This window comes from Clostridium subterminale (assembly GCF_039521425.1).
Classification (GTDB): domain Bacteria; phylum Bacillota; class Clostridia; order Clostridiales; family Clostridiaceae; genus Clostridium_J; species Clostridium_J subterminale.
Genome location: NZ_BAAACI010000006.1, coordinates 454,543 through 479,771, shown reverse-complemented (window position 1 = coordinate 479,771; position 25,229 = coordinate 454,543). Strand labels below are relative to the sequence as shown.

At 29.1% G+C, this 25,229-nt stretch carries 25 protein-coding genes and 1 pseudogene; 4 read left to right on the top strand and 22 right to left on the bottom strand.

The window, feature by feature from the left end; genetic code table 11:
* Position 1: 1 nt before the first annotated feature.
* The 9 genes from ABDZ93_RS11190 to nrdD form a co-directional block, all read right to left on the bottom strand.
* On the bottom strand, positions 2-892 hold the full coding sequence (locus tag ABDZ93_RS11190) for an ABC transporter ATP-binding protein (RefSeq protein ID WP_343826412.1): 891 nt from the start codon (positions 890-892) through the stop codon (positions 2-4).
* A 270-nt stretch (positions 893-1,162) separates the two neighbouring features.
* The gene (locus ABDZ93_RS11185; protein ID WP_343826411.1) at positions 1,163-1,696 is read right to left on the bottom strand and encodes a DUF5317 family protein; all 534 of its coding nucleotides are present in this window, start codon (positions 1,694-1,696) and stop codon (positions 1,163-1,165) included.
* A gap of 57 nt (positions 1,697-1,753) precedes the next feature.
* Positions 1,754-3,034 (bottom strand): HD domain-containing phosphohydrolase, encoded by a 1,281-nt coding sequence (locus tag ABDZ93_RS11180; RefSeq protein WP_343826410.1) that lies wholly within the window; start codon positions 3,032-3,034, stop codon positions 1,754-1,756.
* 273 nt (positions 3,035-3,307) lie between these two features.
* Positions 3,308-3,916, bottom strand: a complete 609-nt coding sequence (locus ABDZ93_RS11175) for a hypothetical protein (protein WP_343826409.1) — start codon at positions 3,914-3,916, stop codon at positions 3,308-3,310.
* Between the two features lie 236 nt (positions 3,917-4,152).
* The gene (locus ABDZ93_RS11170; protein ID WP_343826408.1) at positions 4,153-5,337 is read right to left on the bottom strand and encodes an AI-2E family transporter; all 1,185 of its coding nucleotides are present in this window, start codon (positions 5,335-5,337) and stop codon (positions 4,153-4,155) included.
* Between the two features lie 183 nt (positions 5,338-5,520).
* Entirely contained in the window at positions 5,521-6,045 is a 525-nt protein-coding gene (locus tag ABDZ93_RS11165; protein WP_343826407.1) for a hypothetical protein, read from the bottom strand.
* A 90-nt stretch (positions 6,046-6,135) separates the two neighbouring features.
* A complete protein-coding gene (locus tag ABDZ93_RS11160) occupies positions 6,136-6,591 on the bottom strand; it encodes a dCTP deaminase/dUTPase family protein (RefSeq protein ID WP_343826405.1) in 456 nt (151 codons plus the stop codon).
* Positions 6,592-6,607: 16 nt separating this feature from the next.
* Positions 6,608-7,114, bottom strand: a complete 507-nt coding sequence (gene nrdG / locus ABDZ93_RS11155; RefSeq protein WP_343826403.1) for an anaerobic ribonucleoside-triphosphate reductase activating protein — start codon at positions 7,112-7,114, stop codon at positions 6,608-6,610.
* Positions 7,115-7,128: 14 nt separating this feature from the next.
* Positions 7,129-9,372, bottom strand: a complete 2,244-nt coding sequence (gene nrdD, locus ABDZ93_RS11150) for an anaerobic ribonucleoside-triphosphate reductase (RefSeq protein WP_343826401.1) — start codon at positions 9,370-9,372, stop codon at positions 7,129-7,131.
* A 373-nt stretch (positions 9,373-9,745) separates the two neighbouring features.
* Here nrdD and rbr point away from each other — a divergent pair, with 373 nt between their 5' ends.
* Both rbr and ABDZ93_RS11140 read left to right on the top strand, forming a co-directional pair.
* Positions 9,746-10,354, top strand: a complete 609-nt coding sequence (rbr, locus tag ABDZ93_RS11145) for a rubrerythrin (protein WP_343826399.1) — start codon at positions 9,746-9,748, stop codon at positions 10,352-10,354.
* A 102-nt stretch (positions 10,355-10,456) separates the two neighbouring features.
* The gene (locus tag ABDZ93_RS11140; protein WP_343826396.1) at positions 10,457-10,615 is read left to right on the top strand and encodes a DUF1540 domain-containing protein; all 159 of its coding nucleotides are present in this window, start codon (positions 10,457-10,459) and stop codon (positions 10,613-10,615) included.
* A gap of 133 nt (positions 10,616-10,748) precedes the next feature.
* Here ABDZ93_RS11140 and ABDZ93_RS11135 read toward each other — a convergent pair whose 3' ends face one another.
* The 3 genes from ABDZ93_RS11135 to ABDZ93_RS11125 all read right to left on the bottom strand — a co-directional run bounded on the left by ABDZ93_RS11135 (position 10,749) and on the right by ABDZ93_RS11125 (position 15,076).
* Positions 10,749-11,612, bottom strand: coding sequence for a cation diffusion facilitator family transporter (locus ABDZ93_RS11135; protein ID WP_343826394.1), 864 nt, complete (start codon positions 11,610-11,612; stop codon positions 10,749-10,751).
* A gap of 319 nt (positions 11,613-11,931) precedes the next feature.
* Positions 11,932-14,133 carry a type IA DNA topoisomerase gene (locus ABDZ93_RS11130; RefSeq protein ID WP_343826393.1) on the bottom strand — a complete coding sequence of 734 codons (2,202 nt, stop codon included), beginning with the start codon at positions 14,131-14,133 and terminating at the stop codon, positions 11,932-11,934.
* 526 nt (positions 14,134-14,659) lie between these two features.
* Positions 14,660-15,076, bottom strand: coding sequence for a carboxymuconolactone decarboxylase family protein (locus ABDZ93_RS11125; protein WP_343826391.1), 417 nt, complete (start codon positions 15,074-15,076; stop codon positions 14,660-14,662).
* A gap of 137 nt (positions 15,077-15,213) precedes the next feature.
* Here ABDZ93_RS11125 and ABDZ93_RS11120 point away from each other — a divergent pair, with 137 nt between their 5' ends.
* Together ABDZ93_RS11120 and ABDZ93_RS11115 are read left to right on the top strand one after the other, a co-directional pair.
* A complete protein-coding gene (locus tag ABDZ93_RS11120; RefSeq protein WP_343826390.1) occupies positions 15,214-15,660 on the top strand; it encodes an Lrp/AsnC family transcriptional regulator in 447 nt (148 codons plus the stop codon).
* 70 nt (positions 15,661-15,730) lie between these two features.
* A complete protein-coding gene (locus tag ABDZ93_RS11115; RefSeq protein ID WP_343826388.1) occupies positions 15,731-16,792 on the top strand; it encodes an endonuclease/exonuclease/phosphatase family protein in 1,062 nt (353 codons plus the stop codon).
* Between the two features lie 67 nt (positions 16,793-16,859).
* On the opposite strand, the pseudogene ABDZ93_RS11110 reads toward ABDZ93_RS11115, so the two are convergent.
* The 10 genes and pseudogenes from ABDZ93_RS11110 to ABDZ93_RS11065 form a co-directional block, all read right to left on the bottom strand.
* Positions 16,860-16,925, bottom strand: a pseudogene (locus ABDZ93_RS11110) (PhnA domain-containing protein); the annotation flags it as partial.
* Positions 16,921-17,367 (bottom strand): MOSC domain-containing protein, encoded by a 447-nt coding sequence (locus ABDZ93_RS11105; protein ID WP_343826386.1) that lies wholly within the window; start codon positions 17,365-17,367, stop codon positions 16,921-16,923. The pseudogene ABDZ93_RS11110 and the gene ABDZ93_RS11105, both read right to left, overlap by 5 nt.
* 18 nt (positions 17,368-17,385) lie before the next feature.
* Positions 17,386-17,883, bottom strand: a complete 498-nt coding sequence (gene moaC, locus ABDZ93_RS11100; protein ID WP_425544773.1) for a cyclic pyranopterin monophosphate synthase MoaC — start codon at positions 17,881-17,883, stop codon at positions 17,386-17,388.
* Between the two features lie 3 nt (positions 17,884-17,886).
* Complete coding sequence (gene moaA / locus ABDZ93_RS11095; protein ID WP_343826384.1) at positions 17,887-18,897, bottom strand: GTP 3',8-cyclase MoaA; 1,011 nt, start codon at positions 18,895-18,897, stop codon at positions 17,887-17,889.
* Between the two features lie 24 nt (positions 18,898-18,921).
* Positions 18,922-19,425, bottom strand: coding sequence for a MogA/MoaB family molybdenum cofactor biosynthesis protein (locus ABDZ93_RS11090; protein ID WP_343826382.1), 504 nt, complete (start codon positions 19,423-19,425; stop codon positions 18,922-18,924).
* 402 nt (positions 19,426-19,827) lie between these two features.
* Positions 19,828-20,418, bottom strand: a complete 591-nt coding sequence (locus ABDZ93_RS11085; protein ID WP_343826380.1) for an MgtC/SapB family protein — start codon at positions 20,416-20,418, stop codon at positions 19,828-19,830.
* Between the two features lie 462 nt (positions 20,419-20,880).
* Complete coding sequence (locus ABDZ93_RS11080) at positions 20,881-21,519, bottom strand: HAD family hydrolase (protein WP_343826378.1); 639 nt, start codon at positions 21,517-21,519, stop codon at positions 20,881-20,883.
* A gap of 45 nt (positions 21,520-21,564) precedes the next feature.
* Positions 21,565-21,891 (bottom strand): hypothetical protein, encoded by a 327-nt coding sequence (locus ABDZ93_RS11075; protein ID WP_343826376.1) that lies wholly within the window; start codon positions 21,889-21,891, stop codon positions 21,565-21,567.
* Positions 21,892-22,050: 159 nt separating this feature from the next.
* Positions 22,051-23,697 carry a methionine--tRNA ligase gene (metG, locus tag ABDZ93_RS11070; protein ID WP_343826374.1) on the bottom strand — a complete coding sequence of 549 codons (1,647 nt, stop codon included), beginning with the start codon at positions 23,695-23,697 and terminating at the stop codon, positions 22,051-22,053.
* A gap of 615 nt (positions 23,698-24,312) precedes the next feature.
* A complete protein-coding gene (locus tag ABDZ93_RS11065) occupies positions 24,313-24,687 on the bottom strand; it encodes a YbaN family protein (RefSeq protein WP_343826372.1) in 375 nt (124 codons plus the stop codon).
* Positions 24,688-25,229 lie beyond the last annotated feature (542 nt).

Genomic DNA, 25,229 nt, shown 5'->3' with positions numbered 1-25,229 from the left:
TCTACTCACCTACCTTTTCAATAAATATTTCATGAAGAGTTGGTTCTCTAAGTTCAAATCTTATAACTTGAATATCTCTACTTAATATTTCTTTAAGTAAACTTGTAGCTTCATCTTCACTACTAACACTTAACTCTATATAATCTTGATTTGCATTCAAAATTTTCATATTAGACTTTTCTAGCAGTTCTTTTACATCTCCATCACATTTTAAAATTAAGTGATTTCTTCCATAAGATTTTTTAATATCTTTTAAGTTACCACTTAACACAGTTTTGCCTTTATTAAGTATAACAAGATTCTCACAAAATTCTTCTATAGTACTCATTTGGTGACTTGACATTATTATATATTTACCTCTTGATATTTCTTCCTTAATTACCTCTTTAAATAAATCCGTATTTACTGGATCTAATCCACTCAAAGGTTCATCTAAAATTAGTACTTCTGGATTAGATATTAAGGCTGCAATAAATTGTATCTTTTGCTGATTCCCCTTAGATAATTGCTCCGCTCTTTTATTTTTATATTCAGTAGCCTCTAATCTTTCAAGCCAAAAATCAATACTTTTTAGAGCCTCATTACGAGTCATTCCTTTTAACTCTCCAAAATATATTAATTGATCTAACACAGTAAATTTTGAATATATACCACGTTCTTCCGCTAAGTATCCTGTTGAAACTTTATTTGAATTATAGGTACTCTCATTCCAAGTAATTGTTCCACTATCTTTTTTCAACATACCTAGCATCATTCTTATAGTAGTAGTTTTTCCAGCTCCATTAGTTCCTAATAGCCCGAAAACTCCAGGCTCTTCTATGGAAAAACTCAAATTATCAACTACCAATTTATCACCATAGCTCTTAGCCAGATTATTTACCTTTAACGCCATATTTCCTACCCCTTATCAATTTTTTAATTAAATTATGTATAATTTTATTTAGAGCCTTTAAACCCTTGGTATAAATATATATTATTGTTAATTTATAGTCAATACACTTCCTTATTTAAGGCTAACTCAAATTACCCTTAAATCTATTATAAACTTATACATAATTTTATTCTTCAATAATTATATTTTATTACTTTATGTAATATGTAAAAAACACCTCAAAGGTGTTCTCTAAACATTAAATATATGATTTTCAATGTATACTTATTTTTAATCTACTCTAAGCTTCATTCCCTTTACTATAATACCAATTACACCTATAGCTAATATGATATCTCCAATACTAGCTATCCCACCATATTTCCATAGCTTATATGGTATTATATCTGCTAGAAATTTAAACCTTGTTTCTGTACTAAGAATAGAATATAGACCTTTAGTTTCAACTGATCCACTTACATTTAATATATTCATAGCCTTCGTGCTAATAGGCATAACACATCCATTTCCAAATATGACTACCATATTTAATAAAAAGCCTAAACCAATCACTAAAATCATCTTATATTTTCTATTGATATATATAAATGCCATTATGCAACTATACATTATTATATTTAAAACATAGGTTAAATTTCCAATTTGAAGGTGCCCTGATTTAAGAAAAACTTTCATTATAAATTCCACTAAAAACCCTAGGACTATAAGCCACCATCCTTTTATTTCTAGATTATTTAAGTTTTCTAAATTTCCTTTTAATAAATATCCTAATACAACTCCAAGAATTACTGAAAATAAGAACATGGCTATCCCCCACATATGTGAAATCTTTTTAAGTTAATTTATTTTTTAATTATTATATTAAGGCAACTTTCCATCATTTTTTTCTACAATCCTTAAATAAGTTTCCGCCACCTTCGGATGAAATTGAGTACCTGAATACTTATTAATTTCCTCCAAAATAACACTTTCCGAAAGTCCTTTCCTATAAGGTCTATCAGAAGCCATAGCATCCACCGTATCTGCCAGCTGCACTATATAAACATTTAGAGGTAATTCATCACCCTTTTTACCATCTGGATATCCTTTTCCATCATATCTTTCATGATGATTTCTAACTACAGGATAAACATAGTCAATATTTTTAATATCCTTAATTATTTTAATTCCTATCTCTGGATGCCCTTTTATTGCATCAAACTCTTCATCTGTTAATTTTCCTGGTTTATTTAATATAGCATCACTAACTCCAATTTTACCCACATCATGAAGCATAGCTGCAATACCTAATTGTTCAATATTCCATTGATTATATTTCAATTCCTTTGCAATAGCTACAGATATCTCTGCAACTCTCCTAGAATGTCCTTCTGTATATTGATCCCTTGCATCAATGGCGTTCATTAAGGCTTCTACAGTGTCTATAAATTGTGATTTTGAACTTGTATATAATAATAGAGTATATCTAATTAATAATAATGGAAATGCTATGAATACTATACCTAAATACCCATACTTTATAAATACTAGTGCTAACAAAATTCCTATCGGAATCATAACTACAGAATTTAATATTCCCATTCTTATATTCCCAATAAAACAGAATAATATATTCTTATTTGTAACTATAGACATTAATATAGACATTATTAAACTATTTACTATTATGAAAGCAAAACAAAATACTATCAATGGCCCTATATTGCTAAATATAAAGCTTAGACTAAATTGTCCTCCTAAAAGCTTATAAAAAAAACTCCCAGCTACAACTGGTAATATTAATGCACAACAATTGAATAATGTTCCATATAAGGGAGTATTAAATATATGTTTATATTTACCGTTATCTATTTTCATAACTCTAAATAAAAATCCTAATACTAATATTATAATGCATTGAAAAGGGCCAAATAATATATAAGATGCTATAGTTACAGCAAAACTTGTACTAAAAGACATATTTCTAAAATATACAGTAAACGATTCTGTAATTGCTGTTAGAATTATAAATACTATGATGTTTGCATAATTACTAACTTGTATCTTTATTTGTCCTTCAATTATAGGTACTATAAAAGAGATTATAGTGACTATATAAATCAAAATAAAAAATCTTTTTTGTTTTGAAGGTATACTATTCATCTTATTCCTCCGTTATATATTTAAGGCCGATTATTTACTTATTTTAACTATTAGAATACCCAAGTAATAGTTGATCCACCAGCCATTGCTAAAGCTAGTAAAGCTACTAGAGCAGGCATAACTTTTTTCATGTTTTTCATTATAAAATCCCCCTTATATGCAAATTAACAAAGATCCGCTAAAAATCTGTCATAATTTCCACTCCGCTAAGGAAAGATAAATAAATTAAAATTAAATAAAATATAAATATAATCGGCCATTAAACCAGTTTAACTATTTTTCTATTCTTCTGTTTATCGCATCAAGAGTAGCCTTTGCTATTGCTTCATTCATATCATTTCTTACAATGGCAGTTCCTATTAGAACCTCTTCTGCAATGTCATTTATCATATTTACAATAACGGTTACATAGGATATATCTCGAATTGAATTTATAACTATATCTTCTACATCAAATGCATAGACTTGTCCAATCATTTCTTCTACAGCTGATACAGTAGCTTTAGCTACTACTCTACGTCTATTAATACTTGTTCCAATTGCAGTTTCTGTAGACATATAAACATCATCATCCATAGTCAATCTAACTTCACATCTTACATTATTATCTTTAACTTCTAAAGAAATACCTTCATATCTAATTCTTTTTATAGACTTTGTTTCTCCAGTATCTATTTGAGCTATACTAATTAATTTTCTATCTATTCTATAATCAAATATTGCAAGAAGTGCTGATTCGATGTCTCTTACAATTTGTTTAGGTGATCTTATAGTATTAGCAATAATATGAACCTCTTCTACTTCTTCATCATTGTACAATACTTTACTATGAGTTACACCTTGAATTTTCGTTATAACATCTTCAAAGGATATAAAATCCATAATTAACACCTCATTCTTATATTTTCAGTTAAATTATACATCATATTTCCTTTATTAACAATATTAATATCTGTAATTATTTTGAAATATGTTGCTTTATATCAAATTATCTTAAAATAAAGATAATTTTATACAATATATGTAATAAATCCATATTTATAATATAAATCTACTTACATATTAAAATATATTGAGCTATAGATTTATCCTATACCTCAATATATATTGTACATTATCTAAAATTTTATTTCATTTTCTGGAGCTGCGTATTCCTTAGTTTCTACAGGCAAACACTTTTCCTTAAGTGCATTGTTAACTACACTTACTATAATTGAGTAAATTACAGCAAATGTTGGAACACCTAATATCATTCCTACAAAACCAAATAATCCATTTCCTAGAAGTATAGCAAACATTACCCAAAATGCAGTTAACCCTGTGGAGTTTCCTAAAATCTTAGGTCCTAATATATTTCCATCAAACTGTTGAAGTACTAAAATAAATAATATAAACCATAGTGCCTCAATTGGACTAGCAATAAATATAATTATGACGCTAGGAATTGCTCCTATAAATGGTCCAAATACTGGAACAATATTAGTTATTCCTATGATAAAGCTCACAAGCAGTGGATATGGCATTTTAAATATCTTCATGCCTCCAAAGCATATTATACCTATAATTAATGAATCTAACAGCTTTCCACCTAAGAACCCTATAAAGGTTTTATGACTAGACCTAGTAAGTTCTATTATATATTTTACAGGCTTTTCTGGTAATATAGCATATAAGAATTTTTTAATCTGTGCAAAAAACTTTTCTTTTGATGCTAACAAGTAAATAGATATAATGGTTCCTATAAATATGTTTAGTATATATTGTGTAATGTTAGCAGAGAATTGAAATAAATCTAACACTGCTGTTCCTGCAATACTTGTTATATGTTTAGATATACTACTAAAATCTTTTACTAACTCTTCCACCAGATTAGCATCTAAATTTAAAGTTACAACTAGGTTATTTATATATTTTTCTAAAGCACTAATGTATCCTGGTATATTTTCTAGTAGTGTATATATACTACGACTTAGTTCTGGAATCAGTATAGAAAATATAATACTAATTAATATAGCTGCAACTATATATGTAATAGTTATTGAAATAAATCTTTTTGCTTTATATTGCTTTTTCTTGTCCATAAAGTTAAGAACCTTATCTTCTAAAAACTTTAATGGTATAGCTAATAAATAAGCTATAGAAAAACCATATATAAATGGCATTAATAGATTAATAATTTCTCCTACTTTATTAAAAATACCACTTAGATTTTTTATTGTAAAAAATAGTATAATGCCTACTGAAACTACAATAACGTTAGATATGGTTCTTTTAGCAATACTGGAGTTTAGCTTTACTTTCATAATCTTCCCCTTATTTACACTATAAATTTAACTAAGTTCTAAATTATAATCAATATTACTTAGGCAACATAATTATACTATTTTTAAATCTAAATTACTACAATAAACACAAGAGCAAAAGAAGTTCTTACATATTACAATAAATAAGAACTTCTTTATAATATATTTATCTATAAAGTTAATCTACCTTATACTAGAAATAGCCCATTTATTATCATTGTACATTATAGTTAACGTATTATATGCTGGCTTCTCCTGGCCCTCTTCAGTAGCTAAGTTAAATTTTATCTTATACAATTTAACCTTGCTACTCACATCAATTTCGTCTATCATTTCATAGCTAGTAATCCATGGACTTGAAGTCCCTGTCACCCATGATGTAATATTTGCATTAGAAAGATGTTTTTTAAATTCTTTCTGAAGTTCCTTATTCATAACAGAATATTGAAGTACTCCATTTCTAGTCATAATTCCCTTTGCCCAAAGATTTGCAGCTTCTTCGCTACTTGTAGCACCGAACTCCTTTAAAGCCTCTTCTGCTAATCCCATATGTTCAATGATTCTATTATTAATTAATAAATTGTTATTTACTGTAGCTTCTACAAAGGGTTCATTTTCTTTTCTTTCAATAATATTAAAAAAACATACCATAGACATAGTTGAAATAATTAAACTCCAACTTACCACTGTTATCATAGATCTTTTCATTTACCATATCCCTACCTTTATGAGTATTAATAAAAGATTAAGAATATGATACCCATGTTTTAAGTAATAAATACCTCATATTGAAACATATTATTTACCTGTACTACCAAAGCCTCCAACTCTTTCCTCTTCAGTATTACAGTTATCACTTACTAAAAAAGGTATAAACATAGCTTGAGCTATTCTATCACCTTTTTTAATTATATAAGGTTCTTTTCCTAGATTTAAAAGATTTATTCCCAAATTTCCATCATTCTTAGGATTATTATAATAGTCACACTCTACCCACCCTTGAGCATTAGCCATTAAAACTGGATGACTTCCCATAGAACTTCTAACATTAATAATCAAAGCTTCTCCTGGTTGAAAATATGACTTTACATCTGTCCATATTAACTGCTTCTCCATAGGCCCTATTACAACATCTATAGGTGAATATAAATCATAAGCTATAGCATGCTTACTACCTCTTGTTGGCAACTGTATATCTACCTGTGGATGTTTTCTTTTTTCATTTATAACTATTTCAAATCCTCTTGTTCTCATTATATATCTCCTCTTCCTAATGCATTATATTAACTTTAAACTCTTTAACCTTATTTTCCTTGAGGCTTTCTTTAACATCTATAATTCTTTGAGATTTACTTCCTCTAAATTTAAGAGTTACATCTCTTTCATCTATTTCAAATCTTCCATCTACCATTACATCTACATAATTTAAAACTTCCGATTTGTTTAATTGAAATAATTGCTCCCAAGTATATCCTGTATATAACCATATATTCTTATTAGATTTTTCTTTTATTCTCTTAAGTAGTTCTAATGTGTTTTTGTATTGAACAGTTAACCCATCTCCACCACTTATAGTTATATCTGTAATTGGATTTTTTGTAAGCTTATCTACAACCTCATCTATTTTATATAAATCCCCTTTTTCATACCAATACTTTTCGTTATGACATCCGTGACATTTATGAGTACACTCTGCTATATAACATACTTCCCTAAGACCTATTCCTTCATTTAAAGAACAAGGATTATATCCTATTAATCTTATAGTATCAATCACTTTTATTTTCCTTCCTATAGCTTAGTTATAGTACTATGCTTAAATCTTTCTTTAACTTCAGCTTGTTTAGCCTTATTAAAGTTACGATAATCTGTAGTTAAATATCCTGTAACTCTTCTAAGTTGCTCTATTTCTTCACTATCACAAATTGGACATCTATCATTAAATTCTCCCTGATATCCACACTTTAAGCAAGTATCTATAGGGAAGTTAAATGCTAAGTAAGGAATATCTAAGCTAAAGGCATAATCTATGATTTGCTCTATTGCTTTAGGATTTTCTACTACAGAACTATCTAACTCTACATAAGTTATACATCCAGAAGTAGGATACTGAGTAAATGGAGCCTCAAGTTGTAACTTAGTAAATACATCCACATTTTTCCAAACCGGTATATGATGTGAATTAGTTATCCACTCTCTGTCAGTTACATTCTTTATAATTCCAAATTCATCTCGTAATCCTTTAATTTCTCTATTTCCGGTTATTATAGTTCCACAAGTAGACTCAATTGGTGCTGCATAACAACCAAAGTTTAAATCATATCTTTCTGAAGCTTCCTCTGCAAACTTTGAAATTCTTTCTACCACTGATAAAGCAAACTTATGAACATCTTTATCATCACCATGATCTTTTCCAAATAGAGCTTGGCACATTTCCGCAATACCTGCATATCCTATAGCTTGGCTTCCATGTTTCATTACATCATAAATGCAAGTGTCTGAATCATATTCTCCACCTAACATACTTTTATTTCTATACATAAAAGGAGCTGATTTAGCACTTTGTGAACATATGTATTTAAATCTATCTACTAAAGCTGTAGCTGAAAGTTCTAAAAGCTCATTAAGTTCATTCCAGAAACCTTCAAGATCAGCTTCTTCTCTTTCGCCTAAACATATTCCATGTTTTATACCTATTTTGACTAAATTAATTGTTACTGGAGTAACATTTCCTCTTCCTACCTTTGAATATCCCATACCATGTCTATCAAATCCAACTAAAGTTCTACATCCCATAGTTGCCATAGCTGTATCTGGGTTACTTAAGTCTTCTACATTCTTGCTCCAATCACAATTTACCCAGTTAGGATATATTCTTTTAGACATAGATTCTATAGCTAACTTCTTTAAGTCATAGTTTGGAGTTTCCTCTGTATCGTTCACCCCTTTTTTGTATTGGAATATAGCTATTGGGAATATACTTGTTTTATGATGTTTTCCTATTCCATCTATACTAGCAAGCATAAGCCATCTAGTAAGCATTCTACCAGCCACTGTAGTTCTTCTTCCTAAATTTATAGATGTAAATGGAACTTGAGACCCTGGTCTTGATTCTAGTGTATTTAGATTATGGTATAAACCTTGTGCTGATTGCATACCCTCTCTATCTAACTCTCTTAATGCAAAGGCTGTTAGCTTAGAGTATTTTTTCTTTAGCTCTTCTTTATTTTCCACGCAAATTTCAGCATCTAACTCTCTCCAACTTACTTCTTTATCTTCAAAATAAAAAAGTGCATCAGAAAAATGCTTTTTGAAAGATATATCTACCTGCTCTTCTAAATCATAATCTATGTGACAGCTTCCTGTACCTCCAAATTGCTCTTGACTTTGTATTTGAAATATTACTGCTACTAATTGAAATGCTGTAGATAATCCATTAGCTCCTCTTACATCGCCATTTCTAGTAATAAATCCATTGTTAACTAATTTCTTTATATCCGGAAAACTACAATTATGCATTCCTGTAGCATAGCTATCTAAGTCATGAATGTATAATCTATTTTCTATATGTGCCTTCGCTATTTCAGGTTTTATCACCTTATCTAAGGTATATCTTTTTAATATCACATTTGCACTTTCAAATTTACGACCACCAAAACTGTGCTCGTCCACATTAGCATTGGAGTTCATAATATCAGAACATTGAAGTACCTTATCTAATTTTTTATATGTATCTCCATTCGTATCTCTTGCAATTCTACGCTTTTCACGATAATCTTCATAAGCCTTTGATACAGTTTTATCTTTATTATTTAAAGCCTTAACGACTATATCTTGAATTTCTTCAATTAACAACTCTTCTTTTCCTAACTCTAAAATAGTTTTTTCTATGCTAGTTTCTAAGTCACTCCAATGACACTTAAACACAACATCATTACCATGGACTTCTTCATAAGCCTTTTTAATAGCTATATGTATTCTCTCCATATCAAAGTCTTTGACTCTTGAATCCCTTTTAATAATACTTAATTTCATATTATTCCTACCTTCCCTGAAATCTTTAATTACTACTTTTGTCCCCCCAGTAGTAAATTTTTCATATTTTCATGGGCTATGAAAATATAAAACCACAGATAGATTTATTATATCTTTCACTCTATTTTAAATCAATGTCTATAAATTGAAGTAATCTACATGTACCTACTGTATTAACATTTAATTCTACCTCATACTCATTTTATCTTTATTAGATTCTTAGTACATATTATTTCAATTTATATAATATAGCTCCATCAATTTTCTCGTATCAATTTAACTATTGCTTTAATCTACTTTTAAAAGTTATGAATAAAATTACTTTGTTTTTGGGAACTTAATAATAAGATTTAAAAATTTGGAGGTAATAGAAATGAATTTTAAAGATAGTGAAACCCGCGTTAATCTAATGAGATCCTTTGCTGGTGAAAGTCAAGCGAGAAATAGATATACCATTGCTGCAAGTGTTGCAAAAAAAGAGGGTCTTTATATAGTTGAGCAAGTATTTAATTATACTGCAAATCAAGAAATGGCTCACGCTAACCAATTCTATCAAAGACTAAAAGAAGAGGCTGGAAATAATATTGAAATAGGAAATGGTGCATACCCCGTAGACTTATATGATTCAACTGCCAAACTTTTAAAAGCTGCTCATCACAATGAGTACGAAGAATATGATGATGTTTATAGTAATTTTTCAAAAATTGCTAAGGAAGAAGGATTTAATGCTATTTCTACATTATTTGGTAACATAGCTTCTGTAGAAAAAATCCATGGAGATAGATTTAATTACTTTGCCAAGCAACTAGAAGAAGAAACCTTATTTAGACGTGATGAATCAATTCAATGGTTTTGTACTAATTGTGGATATATCTATGAAGGAAAAGAGGCTTCTAAAGCTTGTCCTGTATGCCAACATCCTCAAGGTTACTTCATAGAATTCTCTCGTTCACAATTTGGTTCTAACTACTTTACAAAGTAATTTTTTATAGTTTTAAAAAAACTTACAATGAATAATTATAACTATTAGAGCCATACTAATTTTGTAGTTAATACAATATAAAATTTTAAGGAGTGAATTGAAATGGAAAAAAATGAATCTATTAAATGTACAATTAATAGTTGCAAGTACAACAACTCTAACGAAAGTTACTGTACATTAAACCAAATTAAGGTAGGAACTCATGAACAAAATCCTACAGTAGTTGAATGTACTGACTGTGAATCTTTTGAACTTAAATAGAATGTAACTAATATAACCCCTTACTAATGAAATACTCTAAGCAATATAACTTTATATCGCTTAGAGCATTTCTACGTTATACATTGATTTAAGTTTAATCTATTAGTGATTTAATTAATGTTTATGCTAGTTTTTATTCATAAGGTTTAATATGAACCATACAGTGCTTCACATATTCATTTTCTTCTACACCTTCATGTATATTCATTGCTATGTCGTGACCTTCCTTCACTGTAAGCTTTGAATCTACAGATACCTCTACATCTACATATATCCTATTAGCATGTTGTCTAGTCTTTATACTGTCAATATGTCTTATTCCCTCAATTATATGAATCCTTTCATTGATATCACTTATAATTTTTTCATCTGCCGAAGCATCTATTAATTGGTTTATACTTTGTTTTAATACCTCATAGGCTACCTTCATAATTACAATGCAAATAATTATAGCAGCTACCGAATCTAAAACTGGCAATCCCATTCTTGCTCCAACTATTCCAATTAAAGCTCCAATAGATGAAAAAGAGTCAGATCTATGATGCCAAGCATCTGCCTTTAAGGAAGAGCTATTTATCTTATTCGCATATTTCATAGTATAAAAATACATCCATTCTTTAACTACAATAGATAATATAGCAGCCCAAACAGCAAGAACTCCAGGATTTTTGATTTGTCCTACAACAATATTTCTAACTCCTGAATATCCTATAACTATGGCAACTCCAAAGAGCATTATAGCTAGGAAAAGAGAAGACATACTTTCGAATTTCTCGTGGCCATAAGGATGACATTTGTCTTCTGGTTTATTAGAAAGTTTTAATCCTATTATTACTCCTATAGTAGTAATTACGTCAGAAAAAGAATGAATACCATCTGCAATCATGGCATTACTACTAGCTACAATGCCAGCTATCACCTTAATTGCTCCCAAAATAGTATTGACTACAATTGTGTTTTTACTAACTTCTACACCTATGCTTGTTCTTTCTTCCATAAACTTCCTCCATTATCAATTGACTTTAATTTTATAATTAATAATAAAATATATTATTATAATACGTTGTTATTTTGACTTTGTGAGTTTTCTCAATAATTTACTCATACAATGTATTATCAATTGATAATAGATATTATATTTGTATTCATTGTAAAAGGGCTTTCAAAAAATATTTCACTAATTTTTACCCAATATTGAGTTTGCACTTTATTTCAAACCGACTGAACGGTAATAATATAAGTGAAGACTCAACATTAATTTAAAATTGGATCACTTTTCCAAAAGCCTACAAATTTCTCTATTCCTTATTTAATTTTTAAATAAATTCCATCTTCCAATTAGAGTAACCAGTTTCTTCATTTTTCTCATATCTAAAATAGGCAGCAAAGGTATTTCCTTTTTTACTTCTTAAATTTCTAAAGCCTACCTTACCATTTTTAAGAAGTATTTCCACCATATCTTTTGTTACTTTCTTTCCATAGGATTCAATGTACTTATCATTCTTCCAGATGGTGAATTTGCAACCATTCTTCCAATTACTACAGCCAAAACTTTTTTCACTTTCTACTACAGGATTTCCGCATATAGGACAACTTCCCAAACTAGTAGCACCTGGTGGCAGTTCAACCTTTATTTTAGATAGCATAGATGTATCCTTTTTTATAATCTCAACAGATTCACTAGTAAAGTCACAAATATGCTTTATAAATACGTCTTTTTCTACAGTACCCTTTTCTATATCTGATAGAGTTTTTTCTAGCTTACCTGTGTATTCCAAGTCAAATAAATCTCTAACGGGAAACATCTCTACCATTGTACTACCTAACTCTGTGCAAGTTAAGTTTTTTCCCTTAGTAGTAATATACCCTATATCTTTAAGCTTTTTAATTGTTTCTGCTCTAGTAGCTGGTGTTCCAATACTAAAACCACTTAATATAGATTTCATTAATTCTTCTGAAGTTTCCTCTAAATTATCTTCTGTAGAGTTTTCATCCTCATCATTATTTTCTTCTTTCCCCAAACTCTTACCACAGGTTTCCATAACTCTTAGCAGGGTTTTTTCTGTATGATTTTTAGGTGGCTTCTTTGTCACCGTATTAACCTTATTTCCTACAACGTCTACTATCTCATTTTCCATCACTAATGGAAGGATAGTATCCTTAGTTTCTATCTTTTCTACAACACGCCAGCCTTCAACAATTTGAACTTTACCCTTTGAAATAAATACACCCTTTATATTTTCATCATAGACCTTAGCAGTAATTTTTGTTTCCTCAAATTCAGCTATAGGCATAAATTGCATTATAAATCTATTTTTCACTGCATTATAAACAATGGCTTCATCGGCACTAAGATTGCTTGGTTTTATATAAGTAGGAACTATAGCACTATGGCTTTCTACCTTAGAATTATCAAAGACTCTTTTAGTTTTAGTAAACTTTATTTGATTTTCATAAGGCAGTCCCTTTTTAAGACTCTCTAAAACCTTTCTAGTTCTATCCTCTAAGCTTTCTTCTAGCACAACACTAGCAGTTCTAGGATAGGTAATAAACTTTTTCTCATATAGAGATTGTGCTACCTTTAAAACCTTGTCTGAAGTCCATCCTTTAAATTTACTAGTAACATGACCTTGAAGATTTGATAAATTAAATAGATAAGGTGGATATTCCCTTTTCTTCTCTGTTTGCTTATCAACTATCTCTGTAGCTTTATCTTGTAGTAATTTTCCTATATTATTTAAGTAAGATTTCTCTTCAAATTTCTCTGAATCATTCTCATAATATATTCCTTCATACTCTTCATTTTTCTTAGTCTTAAAGGTAGCTGATAATTTATAATAAGTTGTAGCCACAAAGTTTTCAATTTCCTTATCTCTATCGTAGATTATCTTTAAGGTTGGTAATAATACTCTTCCTATGTTTAGCATCTTAACATCCTCAAATTTATATCTTAAAGTTGCTACAGAGGTAAGGTTTATTCCTATAACCCAATCTGCCCATTGCCTTCCTATTCCAGCATCTTGTAAGGACTTCATTTCTTCATTAGGCTTTAAAGCTTCCATACCTTTTTTAACTTCATCTGGAGTCCACTCATTTAAAAGAAGTCTATATACAGGTTTTTCTTCGTTGAAATATATAAATAGCTCATCTGCTATTACCTGCCCTTCTCTATCAAAGTCTGTAGCAGATATTATTCCATCTACATTTTCTCTATCTATAAGAGATTTAATAATACTAAGTTGCTTCTCAGCCCCCTTATCCGCGATATTTCTATTAATGGAGTCGCTCTTTATCTTGTATTTAAACTTACCAGGTATAAATGGAAATTTAGAAAATTCCCATCCCTTCATACTCTCATCATAATCCTTAGCATCATATAGTTGTAGCAAGTGACCAAATGCCCATGTAACTAAATAATCTTCACCCTCAAAGTATCCATCTTTTCTAGTTTTTATATTTAAAGCTTCTGCAATATTTTTTGCTACGGATGGCTTTTCCGCAATAATAACTTTAGCCACTTCTCTCACACCTTACTTGTTTTATACTAATTAATAACTTTTCTTATACTATAATCTCATTTAATTCTTTGAACTTTACTTCTAATTATACAATAAAATAAAAATTTATTAAAACTAGACATTTATTTTACAATATAAACTTTTTCTTGACTAGTCCCTAAGGGATTATTCAATATGATTTATATAATATATACCGTGATTCTAGCTATATAGTGCTTAAGCCACCGTTTCTTCAGTCATTTCAACTTTATCAGAATTTTATCTATGAAAATATATAAATATTTATATAGATAAATATTTAACTTTTTTTAATTTTAAATAGTCCTCTAGAAAACTTTTTAACATTTTAAAAAGTTCCTTTGTTTATGAATATTTGAAGGTTATTTCCATTGAAATAATCTATTTAAGTATTAATAAATATTGTTAATATTTTCAACTAACCTCCTAAGTCAGGGCTAATCAAAATAATTCTCTAATCTTTGTAAAATATTGAGATTGAAATTGTTTTGAGGTATTCACTCTAAATCTATATTAAGCAACTAGGTTCTAAATCAAGTAAGAACCCAAACTTCTGTGATGCTGTAAAAAAGCAAATTAGAGCAAATAGCTCAGAGATTTCTTTCGCACTAAATAATTCATTTAAATCTCTAAAAGTCCCCTCTGATAAAGATATATTCTTTGAAATCATATCTGCAACCTTAGTTGCCATTATTATCTTTCTATCTTCTATATCTTCTGAAGGCTTTCCCTTTGCCATACAGTATTTGCATCCATTGTTATGGGCAAGAGTTCGTCTTACCTCTTCTTTTAACTTATAATCAAAGGTGGTAGATTGTAAAAAATCTATCTCTAGGTTACTCCAACTTTTCATGATTTCCTTATTATATCCAAGTAATTGTTCAAAGGGTGTTGTTCCTTCATTTGAAAAATTTATTTTTGCCATATTAATTCTCCTTTATTAATCAAGTTTTATCTACTACATATTATATATAGGTAAAAGTGGATTTTGTATTTCATATGATATATAATAAAAGTTAAGTATATATTATATACAATAATAAAAAGGAGAAAACATTTCAAATGAAATTTGATGAAATTGATGTAACGATTCTATCTGAATTAGAAAAAAATAGTAGATTATCCATAAGAGAATTATCAAAAAGAATTAATCTATCTCCCCCCTCTGTCACAGAGAGAGTAAAAAGGCTTGAAGATAACGGAGTCATAGAAGGCTACACTATTTCCATAAATAAAAAGAAGCTTGGAATATCTATTGATTGTATAATAAAAGTTACCATGAGAAATGGTGAATATGAAAAATTTAAAAATTTCATAAAAACCTATAACCGTAGTGAATGGTGTTATAGAATTGCTGGAGATGGTTGCTTTCTAGTTAAGCTTTCAGTTAAAGATTTAAGTGAGATTGAAGAATTTATTAATGAAGTATCTCCCTATGCAATAACTAATACTAATATTGTATTCTCAGAAGTAGCCATAGACAATTCTATAAATAAGTTTTTATTATAAATTAAATTTTACTCTATCTATAGTTTTCATGTTAAAATAATAGTAAGTTATTTATTTTAAGGAGGCTTATATGGGAAAAAAGATATTTAAAGTATCAATATCTATAATTTTAACCCTTGTAGTTATAGTTGCTGCATATATAAGTTTTATGATAGTTGCTGATTATAAACCCAAAGAAAAAATCGTTATTGATATAGAAAATAACAAAGATGAAATTATTAAAGCTAATTCATCTCTAAGTATAACTACCTTTAATATCGGATATGGTACTATGGACGATACAGTGGATTTCTTTATGGATGGTGGAGTTATGTCTAGAGGAGCAAGTGAAGAAAAGGTTTTACAAAATCTAGATGGTATAGAAAGTATAATTAAAGATTTAAATTCTGACATAGTATTTTTACAAGAAGTAGACGTAAAAGCTACTAGGAGCTACAAAATTAATCAGCTAGAAAGAATCAAGAAAAGTTTTAGTGATTATAGTACAAACTTTGCTATAAACTTTAAAGTTCCATGGGTGCCTATACCTCTATTTAAGCCTCATGGACAAGTTCTTGCTGGACTTACAACACTTTCTAAATTCAACATAGAATCTGCTACTAGACATGATTTGCCTGGTAAGTCTTCATTCTTTGTTCAATTAGCTGATTTAGATAGATCTATGGTAATAAACAGATTTACCGTAGATAATGGTAAGGAGTTAGTTGCTATAAATGCTCATCTTTCTGCCTATGACAAAGGTGGTGCTATACGTAAAGTACAACTTGGATATATTAAATCTATTTTAGAAGAAGAATATTTAAAAGGGAACTATGTAATCATAGGTGGCGATTGGAACCAACAAATTCCAGGTACTAATGCCTTTAATTTTCCTACTACTGAAGAATGGCCTGATTGGTTACAAGATATTCCCGAAGATTTTGTTCCTAAAGGATACTCTTGGGCCTATGACTCTACCGTAGCTACTTCTAGAACTGTGGCTACTCCTTATATTAAGGGTGAAAATCTAACTTCCATTATTGATGGTTTTCTAGTATCTGATAATATTGAAGTTGTTTCTACTAAAGGTACTGATCAAGATTTTAAATACTCTGATCATAATCCTGTTACCTTAGAGTTTAGGTTAAAATAAGAAAAGAAAACTTACATGAACTACATATAATTCATGTAAGTTTCCTTTTTGTAGTGTTAATTGTAATTTATATCTTTTTAAAGAATTCAGATTTTAAACTCATAGCTCCAAAACCATCAATTTTACAATCAATCTTTCCAATACTTGATTACAGAAATCTCATCTCCAGATTCTATCCATCCTTCTTCTAATACTATAGCAAAAATTCCTTCTCTAGGCATAACACATTCCCCTGTGGTCTTCATTATTTCACAGTCCTTGTTACATTCTTTCCCAATCTGTGTCACCTCCATAATAACTTCTCCTATGGAAAGCTTTGTTCCTATAGGTAGTTCATATAAAGTTATTCCTTCTGTGGTTATATTTTCTGCAAATATTCCTGGCACAAGTTCCTTACTTACTTTTCCTCTAAGCTTATCTATACTTTCATCTCCTAGCAAGCTAACTTGTCTATGCCAATTTCCACCATGAGCATCTCCTTTTAATCCAAAGTCTACATTAAAGAATCCTCTTTCTATGGGTGTTTTTATGACACCCTTCTCCTTACTGATATTTATACTAATAACCTTTGCCATAGCCATATTCTCCTAACTTTAAAAATTATTAATCTCTCCAGATTTCCCACCAATCTTTCTAAGTAGCCTAATATCACTTATAACCATTGATTTATCTAGTGCCTTACACATATCATATATAGTTAATGCGGTTATAGATACTGCTGTTAAAGCTTCCATTTCTATTCCCGTTTCCCCTATTGTTTTAGTTGTAACTATTATGTCTACCTTACTTTTCTCATAATCTAGCTGAAAGGTAATATCACATCCTGTCATCATGATTTGATGGCACATAGGAATTATATCGGCTGTTTTCTTTGCACCCATAATCCCACCAACTTGAGCTACTGAAAGTACATCCCCTTTTATAATTTCTCCTTTATCTATTTTCTCTAAAGTAGATTTCTTCATATAAATAGATCCGCAAGCGATTGCTTCTCTAACAGTCTTTTTTTTTTCACTAACATCTACCATTTTAGCTCTACCTTGCCGATTTATATGTGTAAACCTTCCATCAATTTGACTATCTTTAATCATAAGTTATCCTCCTATTTGAAACATACTTTTATTAGCTTTGCTTTTTCCATCCTTAGATAAACTGTGTTCTAATGGCTTTTCGTACATTGTATTTAAAATTTTATTCTTAACTCGTTTATAGTCTAAAGTTTCTTTAAAGCTTGCATTCAGCGAACTGTATTTTCTTAATAACTCTCGTATATCTGATAATATATTAGTCTCTTCTTCACCATGTAAACAAGGTTTAATACTTCCTTCATTAGTTAACCTAACTCTATTGCACTCATCACAAAACTTACAACTTAGAGGTGTAATAAATCCAACATTGCCTTTACCTTTATTAGTTTTATAAAGCTCCGCTGTTGAAGATATTCCATGATCTTGAGGTATAAGATTAGGATGTGATGCTATTATATCCTTAGAAGATATAAAATGATTTTGAAATAGCTCTATACCTGCTCCTATAGGCATCAATTCTATAAATCGTATATCTACAGGGATTTCTTCTGTCATTCTAATAAATTCATCCACTTCATCGAAGTTGATATCCTTCATTAATACCACATTTATTTTTACTGGAACAATTCCCTCATTTAAACATTCTACAATACCACTCTGCACCTTTTTAAGATATGGTTTTCCTGTTATAGCTTGATATTTATCTTGTTTTAATGTGTCCATACTTATATTTACTCTATTCAATCCAGCTTTCTTTAATTCTTTTACTTTATCCTCTAAAAACACTCCATTAGTAGTTAATGATATATCTTTAATGCCCTTAATCTGCGATGTATTATATATAATCTTTGAAATATTTTCTACTATTAATGGTTCGCCACCTGTAAATCGAACTTTTTCTACTCCAATTTCAGCGAATATTCTAATAATTAATTCTATCTCTTCTATAGACATTTTTGAACTAACAAAATTTTGATTACACTTTCCTTCTGGCATACAATACGTACATCTCAAATTGCATTTATCCGTAAGAGAAACCCTCAAATAATTTATGTTACGTCCATGGGAATCTTCCATAAATACTCCTCCCTTTTATACTTCCTATAAATCAACTCCACTCCTAGCACATTCTGAAGTTTCTCCAGATAAAATCTTTAGTCCATGATCTAAAGATGGTAAAATAAATTCTATATTTTCTTTAGCACCTCTAGGACTGCCTGGTAGATTTATAATTAAAGAATTCTTTCTGATACCTGCAATTCCCCTAGACAGCATAGCTCTTGGTGTAATTTCCATAGACTTCATTCTCATAAATTCTCCAATACCAGGTACATGCTTTTCTATAACTTGTAAAGTTACTTCTGGAGTGACATCCCTCTTTGAAAATCCAGTTCCTCCATTAGTTATTACCAAAGGTATAGTTAATTCATCACATATATATATAAGCTCTTTTTTTATATCTTCAACTTCATCTGGTATAACTTTATAATAATGGACTATATATTTATTTTTTTCTAAATACTCCTTTAATACTTGTCCTGTTTCATCTATACGTTGTCCCTTAGAGCCTTTATCGCTTATGGTTAAAATTGCAGCTTTTTTCATATTTTGGCCTCCATAAAGTTATTGGGTAATTCAAATATTTAGATAAACATAATTTTTTATATTAAACACAAAATCATATCCTGACTATCTTATCAGTTTTGTATTAATATAAATTATATCACATTTATCCTATTTTATGTAAAAATAGTAAATTATTTTTACATTATATAATCTAAAAATAATTAAATTGACAGCTTTTATTTTCTATAACACATCTTTTAATTCATAAATTCAATTCTGCCTTTGATAAAGGTATAACCGTTAGGTAGTATACATGTTTTATGATGAAAAAATAATACTTGGGTTGCAGAGGAACTTATGTCTGGTAGTAAACCAGATGAAAGCTGGTGTAATACTATTTATGGTTGTTAATACTAATATTATAAAGCCAATAAGTAGAGACTAATCTCTACTTATTGGCTCATTTGCTTTCTCGTATAAAGTTATAACATCCTCACTATTTTTTCCTTCAGTAATATTATAATCTTCATCAACTTCATCTTCTTTTTCTTTTTTCATAAACCTTATTCTCCACTTTGTATCTTTTTGTATAACTCTATCAGCTTTTTTAAATAAACTTAGTATTATAAATACAATGAAAGCTCCTGTCAAAGACAATGCAAAAAGTCCTCTTCCTACAGCTAAACCTAAACATGCTACTGTCCAAAGAGTTGCAGCAGTAGTTAAACCTCGTACTGATCCTTTATCCCTTAAGATAGTACCTGCACCTAAAAATCCCACACCACTTACGACCTGAGCTCCTAATCTAGCTATATCAACTTTTATAACTTCTGCATACATAGGATTTTGAGCTATAATCATCATTTTTTGTATATCATACTCTGTTATTAAAGAAATAATTGTAGCTCCTAAGCATACTAATATGTGGGTTCTAAATCCTGCTGGACTATTTTTGAATTCCCTTTCATATCCAACAAGACCACCTACTATAACGCCTACTATAAGTCTTTCTAACACTACTATATAATCCATATTTCACTCCCCATTTTAGTATAATTACTTATATTATATTCATAGGTTTAATATTGTTTTAAAAAATGTTATAATTATTTTACAACTAAAGGCAAGGAGGATTTTAGATAATAATTTAAATTTATCTAAATAATCGTTACATGAAAAGAAAAGAAAAGTTAATTCGTATAATTACCGGAATAATCTGCGGTTTATCTGTATTATCTCTAATAGTTACCATTGTCTCATCTATTTCTATGCTTTTAGGATTTGATGTTAATATTCAATCGAAATTATTAACTCTAATAAGCACCTCTGATATTGTATCTACTGAGATATCCTCTTTACTCATACTAATCTGTATGTCCATCGGAATTATTGTATGCCTGAATATAAATAAAAATTCAACTAATTAGAACATTATATAAAAAGTTAATCCCAATTAAGAACTTCTATATCTTCATTGGGATTATATATTTTTTACTATCTAAAATAAATATCTATTAATTCTGGAAACTTACCTATCTTATAATCATAATCTTCTACTTTTCCAAATCCATAAGCTGCATATACAAAAGGGATTCCTGCTATCCTAGCTGCATTTCTATCACCTTGTGTATCTCCAACATACATGGGATTCTTTAAATTATTTCTATTAATTATGAGTTTTATATTTTCACCCTTTGTAAGTCCCGTTCTTCCTGGATGTTCAAAATCTATAAAATACTTTTTCATGTTATGAGCATGAAAAAAAGCTTCTATATAACCATGGTGACAGTTGCTAACTATAAACAACTTATATTTCTGTGAAAGCTTCTTTAAGGTTTCTTCTAACTCCGAAAAAAGTATACCTCCTCTAATAGGTAAATACTCATTTTCCTTCTTACAACAATAATTCATAAATTCAATAGCTCTTTCTTCTTTTAAATACGGAAAAAGTGTTTTCACTATCTCTATAACTGGTACTCCTACTACCGCTTTTAACTCTTCCTTAGTGATAGACTTATCTATGTCTTTAAATTCCCTTATGGCTTCATTCCATATTTCCACAATTGCATCTGATGAATCCCACATAGTCCCATCTAAATCAAATATAATGCTATCTACCGTTTCTGATAACATAAAACCACCCCTTATACTTAATTATTAATTATTCTCAGTAATTATTTATCTATTATTTGGCTCTAAGTAAACTATTTCCTTACCATGTTGCTTTGCATATTCAATTTCACTTCTTGTGCTAGAACCTATATATCCATCCTTATTTATAACAAATATTCCATCTGCCATATCAATTTTTCTTTTATGAATATCATCCAGCATGATTTTCACCTCATCCGTAATTATAGTTCCAAATTCCCCATCAGCATGACCAAATAATCCTACTGATATCACAATTTTCCCCTGAAGAGTTAATTCTTTTTGAGCTTTTATAAAATCATTCTTAAACTTTGTACTTCCACAAAGAGTTACCACTTTATATTTATCAACCATTTTATCCTCCATTTACCAACTATAAAATATAAGATTCTTAAAAATTATAAGTGACACATTCTTACACAAAGAATGTGTCATTAAACTTTAATAATTGACTAATATCTCAATTATATCACAAGTATATAATTTATTTTTAAAATATTTTATTTATGGAAATTAATTCAATTTAACATCTTTGCTATCTTTCTCTAATTTACTTAATTCTTCATCAATAATACTCTTATCTAATCTTTCAAATAAAACATGAAAATCCCCTATATTTACTCCTGAATTTAATTGAATCTCTCTCCATCTATTTTCTTTGCAAAAAAACCAGCTTTTAATCCTCTCTGAGGATTCTGGCAAAAATGGATTTAGAAGATTTGCTATGTTTACAATGGCATATAAACAATTATAAATAGTGTTGCCACACTTTTCATTATCTTCTTTTATAGTGATCCACGGAGTTTCTTCATCAAAATACTTATTTATACTTCGTATAAAAGTAAATATTCTCTCTATAGCAACTTTCAAATTTCCTTCTTCAATATTTTTTCCAGTACTTTTATATAATTCTTCTATATCAGCTTTAATTGATTCTTCCACTTTTCCTTTTGGGACATTACTATTAAAATATTTCTTAGCAAATACTAATGTTCTATTAACTAGATTTCCATAGGCTCCTAATAACTCTCCATTATTTTTATTTATAAACTCTCTCCATGAAAAGTCACTATCTCTTTTTTCAGGCCCATTTGCAATAAAGAAATATCTTATTAAATCGCTATTATATCTCTCTACTATATCAGGTATCCATACTGCCCAATTATTACTAGTAGATATCTTCTTTCCTTCTAAAGTCACGTATTCACTAGAAATAACCTTATCTGGATTTCTTTCTGGTCCTGTTCCTCTTAATAATGCTGGAAGTATAATGGTATGAAATGGTATATTATCTTTTCCATGAATATAATAGGAAATACTGCTACTATTCCAATAATCGCTACACTTTTTATTATTTTCTTCTCCCCATTTCTCACTTACAGTTAGATATCCTAATACTGCATCAATCCACACATATACTTTCTTATCTTCGAACCCTTTAATTGGTATATCTATCCCTATATCTAAGTCCCTAGAAATAGCTCTATCCTTTAAGCCTTCATTTAAGTATCTTTCTGTACTATTTACTGCATTTATTCTCCAATTTTTTCTAGACTTCTCTAAATGTTTTCTAAGTCCTTTTTCAAAAGTAGATAATGCAAAGTATAATTGTTTAGTAGATTTTACTACTGGCTTACTACCACATAATTTACAATGTCGATCCTTTAGCTCTAAAGGATCTAAAAGCGTTGAACAATTTTCACATTGATCTCCTCTTGCAATACTATTACAATGTGGACATCCTCCCTCTACATATCTGTCAGGTAAAAATTGCTTACACTCCTCACAGTAAACTTGTTTTACTTTTTTTTCATATACTAATCCTTTTTCATATAAAGTTGTAATTATCCTTCTTACTTCTTCTTTATGCTGATTATCATCAGTTCTTGAATAACAATCATAGCTGAAATTTAACTTATTGAAACAATACTTAAATTCCTCATGATATCTATTAGCTATAACTTCTGATAAGACACCTTCTTTTTTCGCTCTAATAGAAATAGGTGTTCCGTGACAATCACTTCCCGAAATATATAGTACATCATCCCCTTTTGCTCTATAGTACCTAGCTATAACATCTCCTGGCAATAGTGCTGCAATATGCCCTATGTGCAATGAGCCATTGGCATATGGCCATGCTCCTCCAATTAAAACATTCATTCTTTTCTCCTCCTCTTATACTACTTAATTTTATCTACTTCGCTAAATCATAGATTTAGAGTCATGTTGCTAAAGCAACTTTTCGCTTTGCTCTCGAGGAAACTCCTTTTCACATACGCTCTAAGGAGTAAGTTCACATGATTAAATCATAGATTTAGATATTCACTTAAGTTTCACTTAACCAAATATAAAATTTGGAGTGAAATTTAAAAACTCTCGCTCCTAAGAAATTAATCTTAGGAACGAGAGTTAAAACTTCGTGTTACCATCCTACTTCATTTATATTTCACAATATAAACCTCTTCAAGTACGCTATAATTCAAATTACTTATATAGAATTTACTCCATGACTAGTACATAGATAAAACTTCTCATCATAATTCTGTTTATAGTTATACTCCATCACTATTACGGGTGAACCCGTTGCAGCCTTAATCTTAAAATCTCGGTGCACTGCTCCAAGGCCATTTTCTCTTTAATATCCTTTGCTTCTTCTCACCAATGAAAGCTCTCTGTATAAGTATTCTTAAAGTTACTTTCCTTTTCTTTGCATTTAACTATTATACTTCTAATTATATGTGTATTTATTAGATTGTCAATTAAACTTTTAAAATATTAATACTTAATAGTTTTTATTCTAAAGAAGAAATAATAATATTTAACTATTATAATAATAACAATCATTCCCTTTACAACTAAACTATCTATAATTATCAATGGAAAAACCATCATAAAATCTGCAAATAATAATATAGTAATCTTTTGTTTTAATGTCATTGCTTTTTTCTTTATAAAACTATCTAAGTGTCTTTTATATATCTTTGTACTCTTAAACCAAGCATCAAATCTCTCAGACCCTTTTACAAAGAAAAAGGATGCTAAGAGCAAAAATGGTGTTGTAGGGAGTATAGGCAATATAATTCCTATAGCCCCTAATGTAAAACATATCAACCCTATAGATACACATATGAACTTTTTACACTTATTCATAGTAACACCCTCTCTAACTCCTAATACAGATAATACTTTTCATATGTATACTCTATAATAACCAACAATTATTTTCGATATACCTCATTTATTAACTTCTTCTATTTCAATGATTTAAATCTTTATCTTTTATAACAAATATATGAGCAGAAAAAGCCTACCATCTTTATGGTAGACTTTTTCTGTCTGCGTCTTTGTTTAATGTCTAGTTCTTTTAAAATTATAGGGAAATTTTAAATGAAACTAATTATATATATTAAATTGTTAATATATAGCATAAAAAATTTGTTCTATAATGTTATTATAATACAAAATACTAAAATTTCAAATTATATTTTTCTACAAAATTTTATTATTTTTTTAATTATCGTTTTTTATTCAGACTCACTAGAATATACACTATTAATATCGTCTTTAGACATATTGAAATTAATTTCAGTATATTCTTTGATATGTTACTACTTTCAAATAGAAGCTTATCTCTTATAAGTGTAAACGTTTATGGAGGATGTTAATTAAAGTATATCATTATTACATTCTAT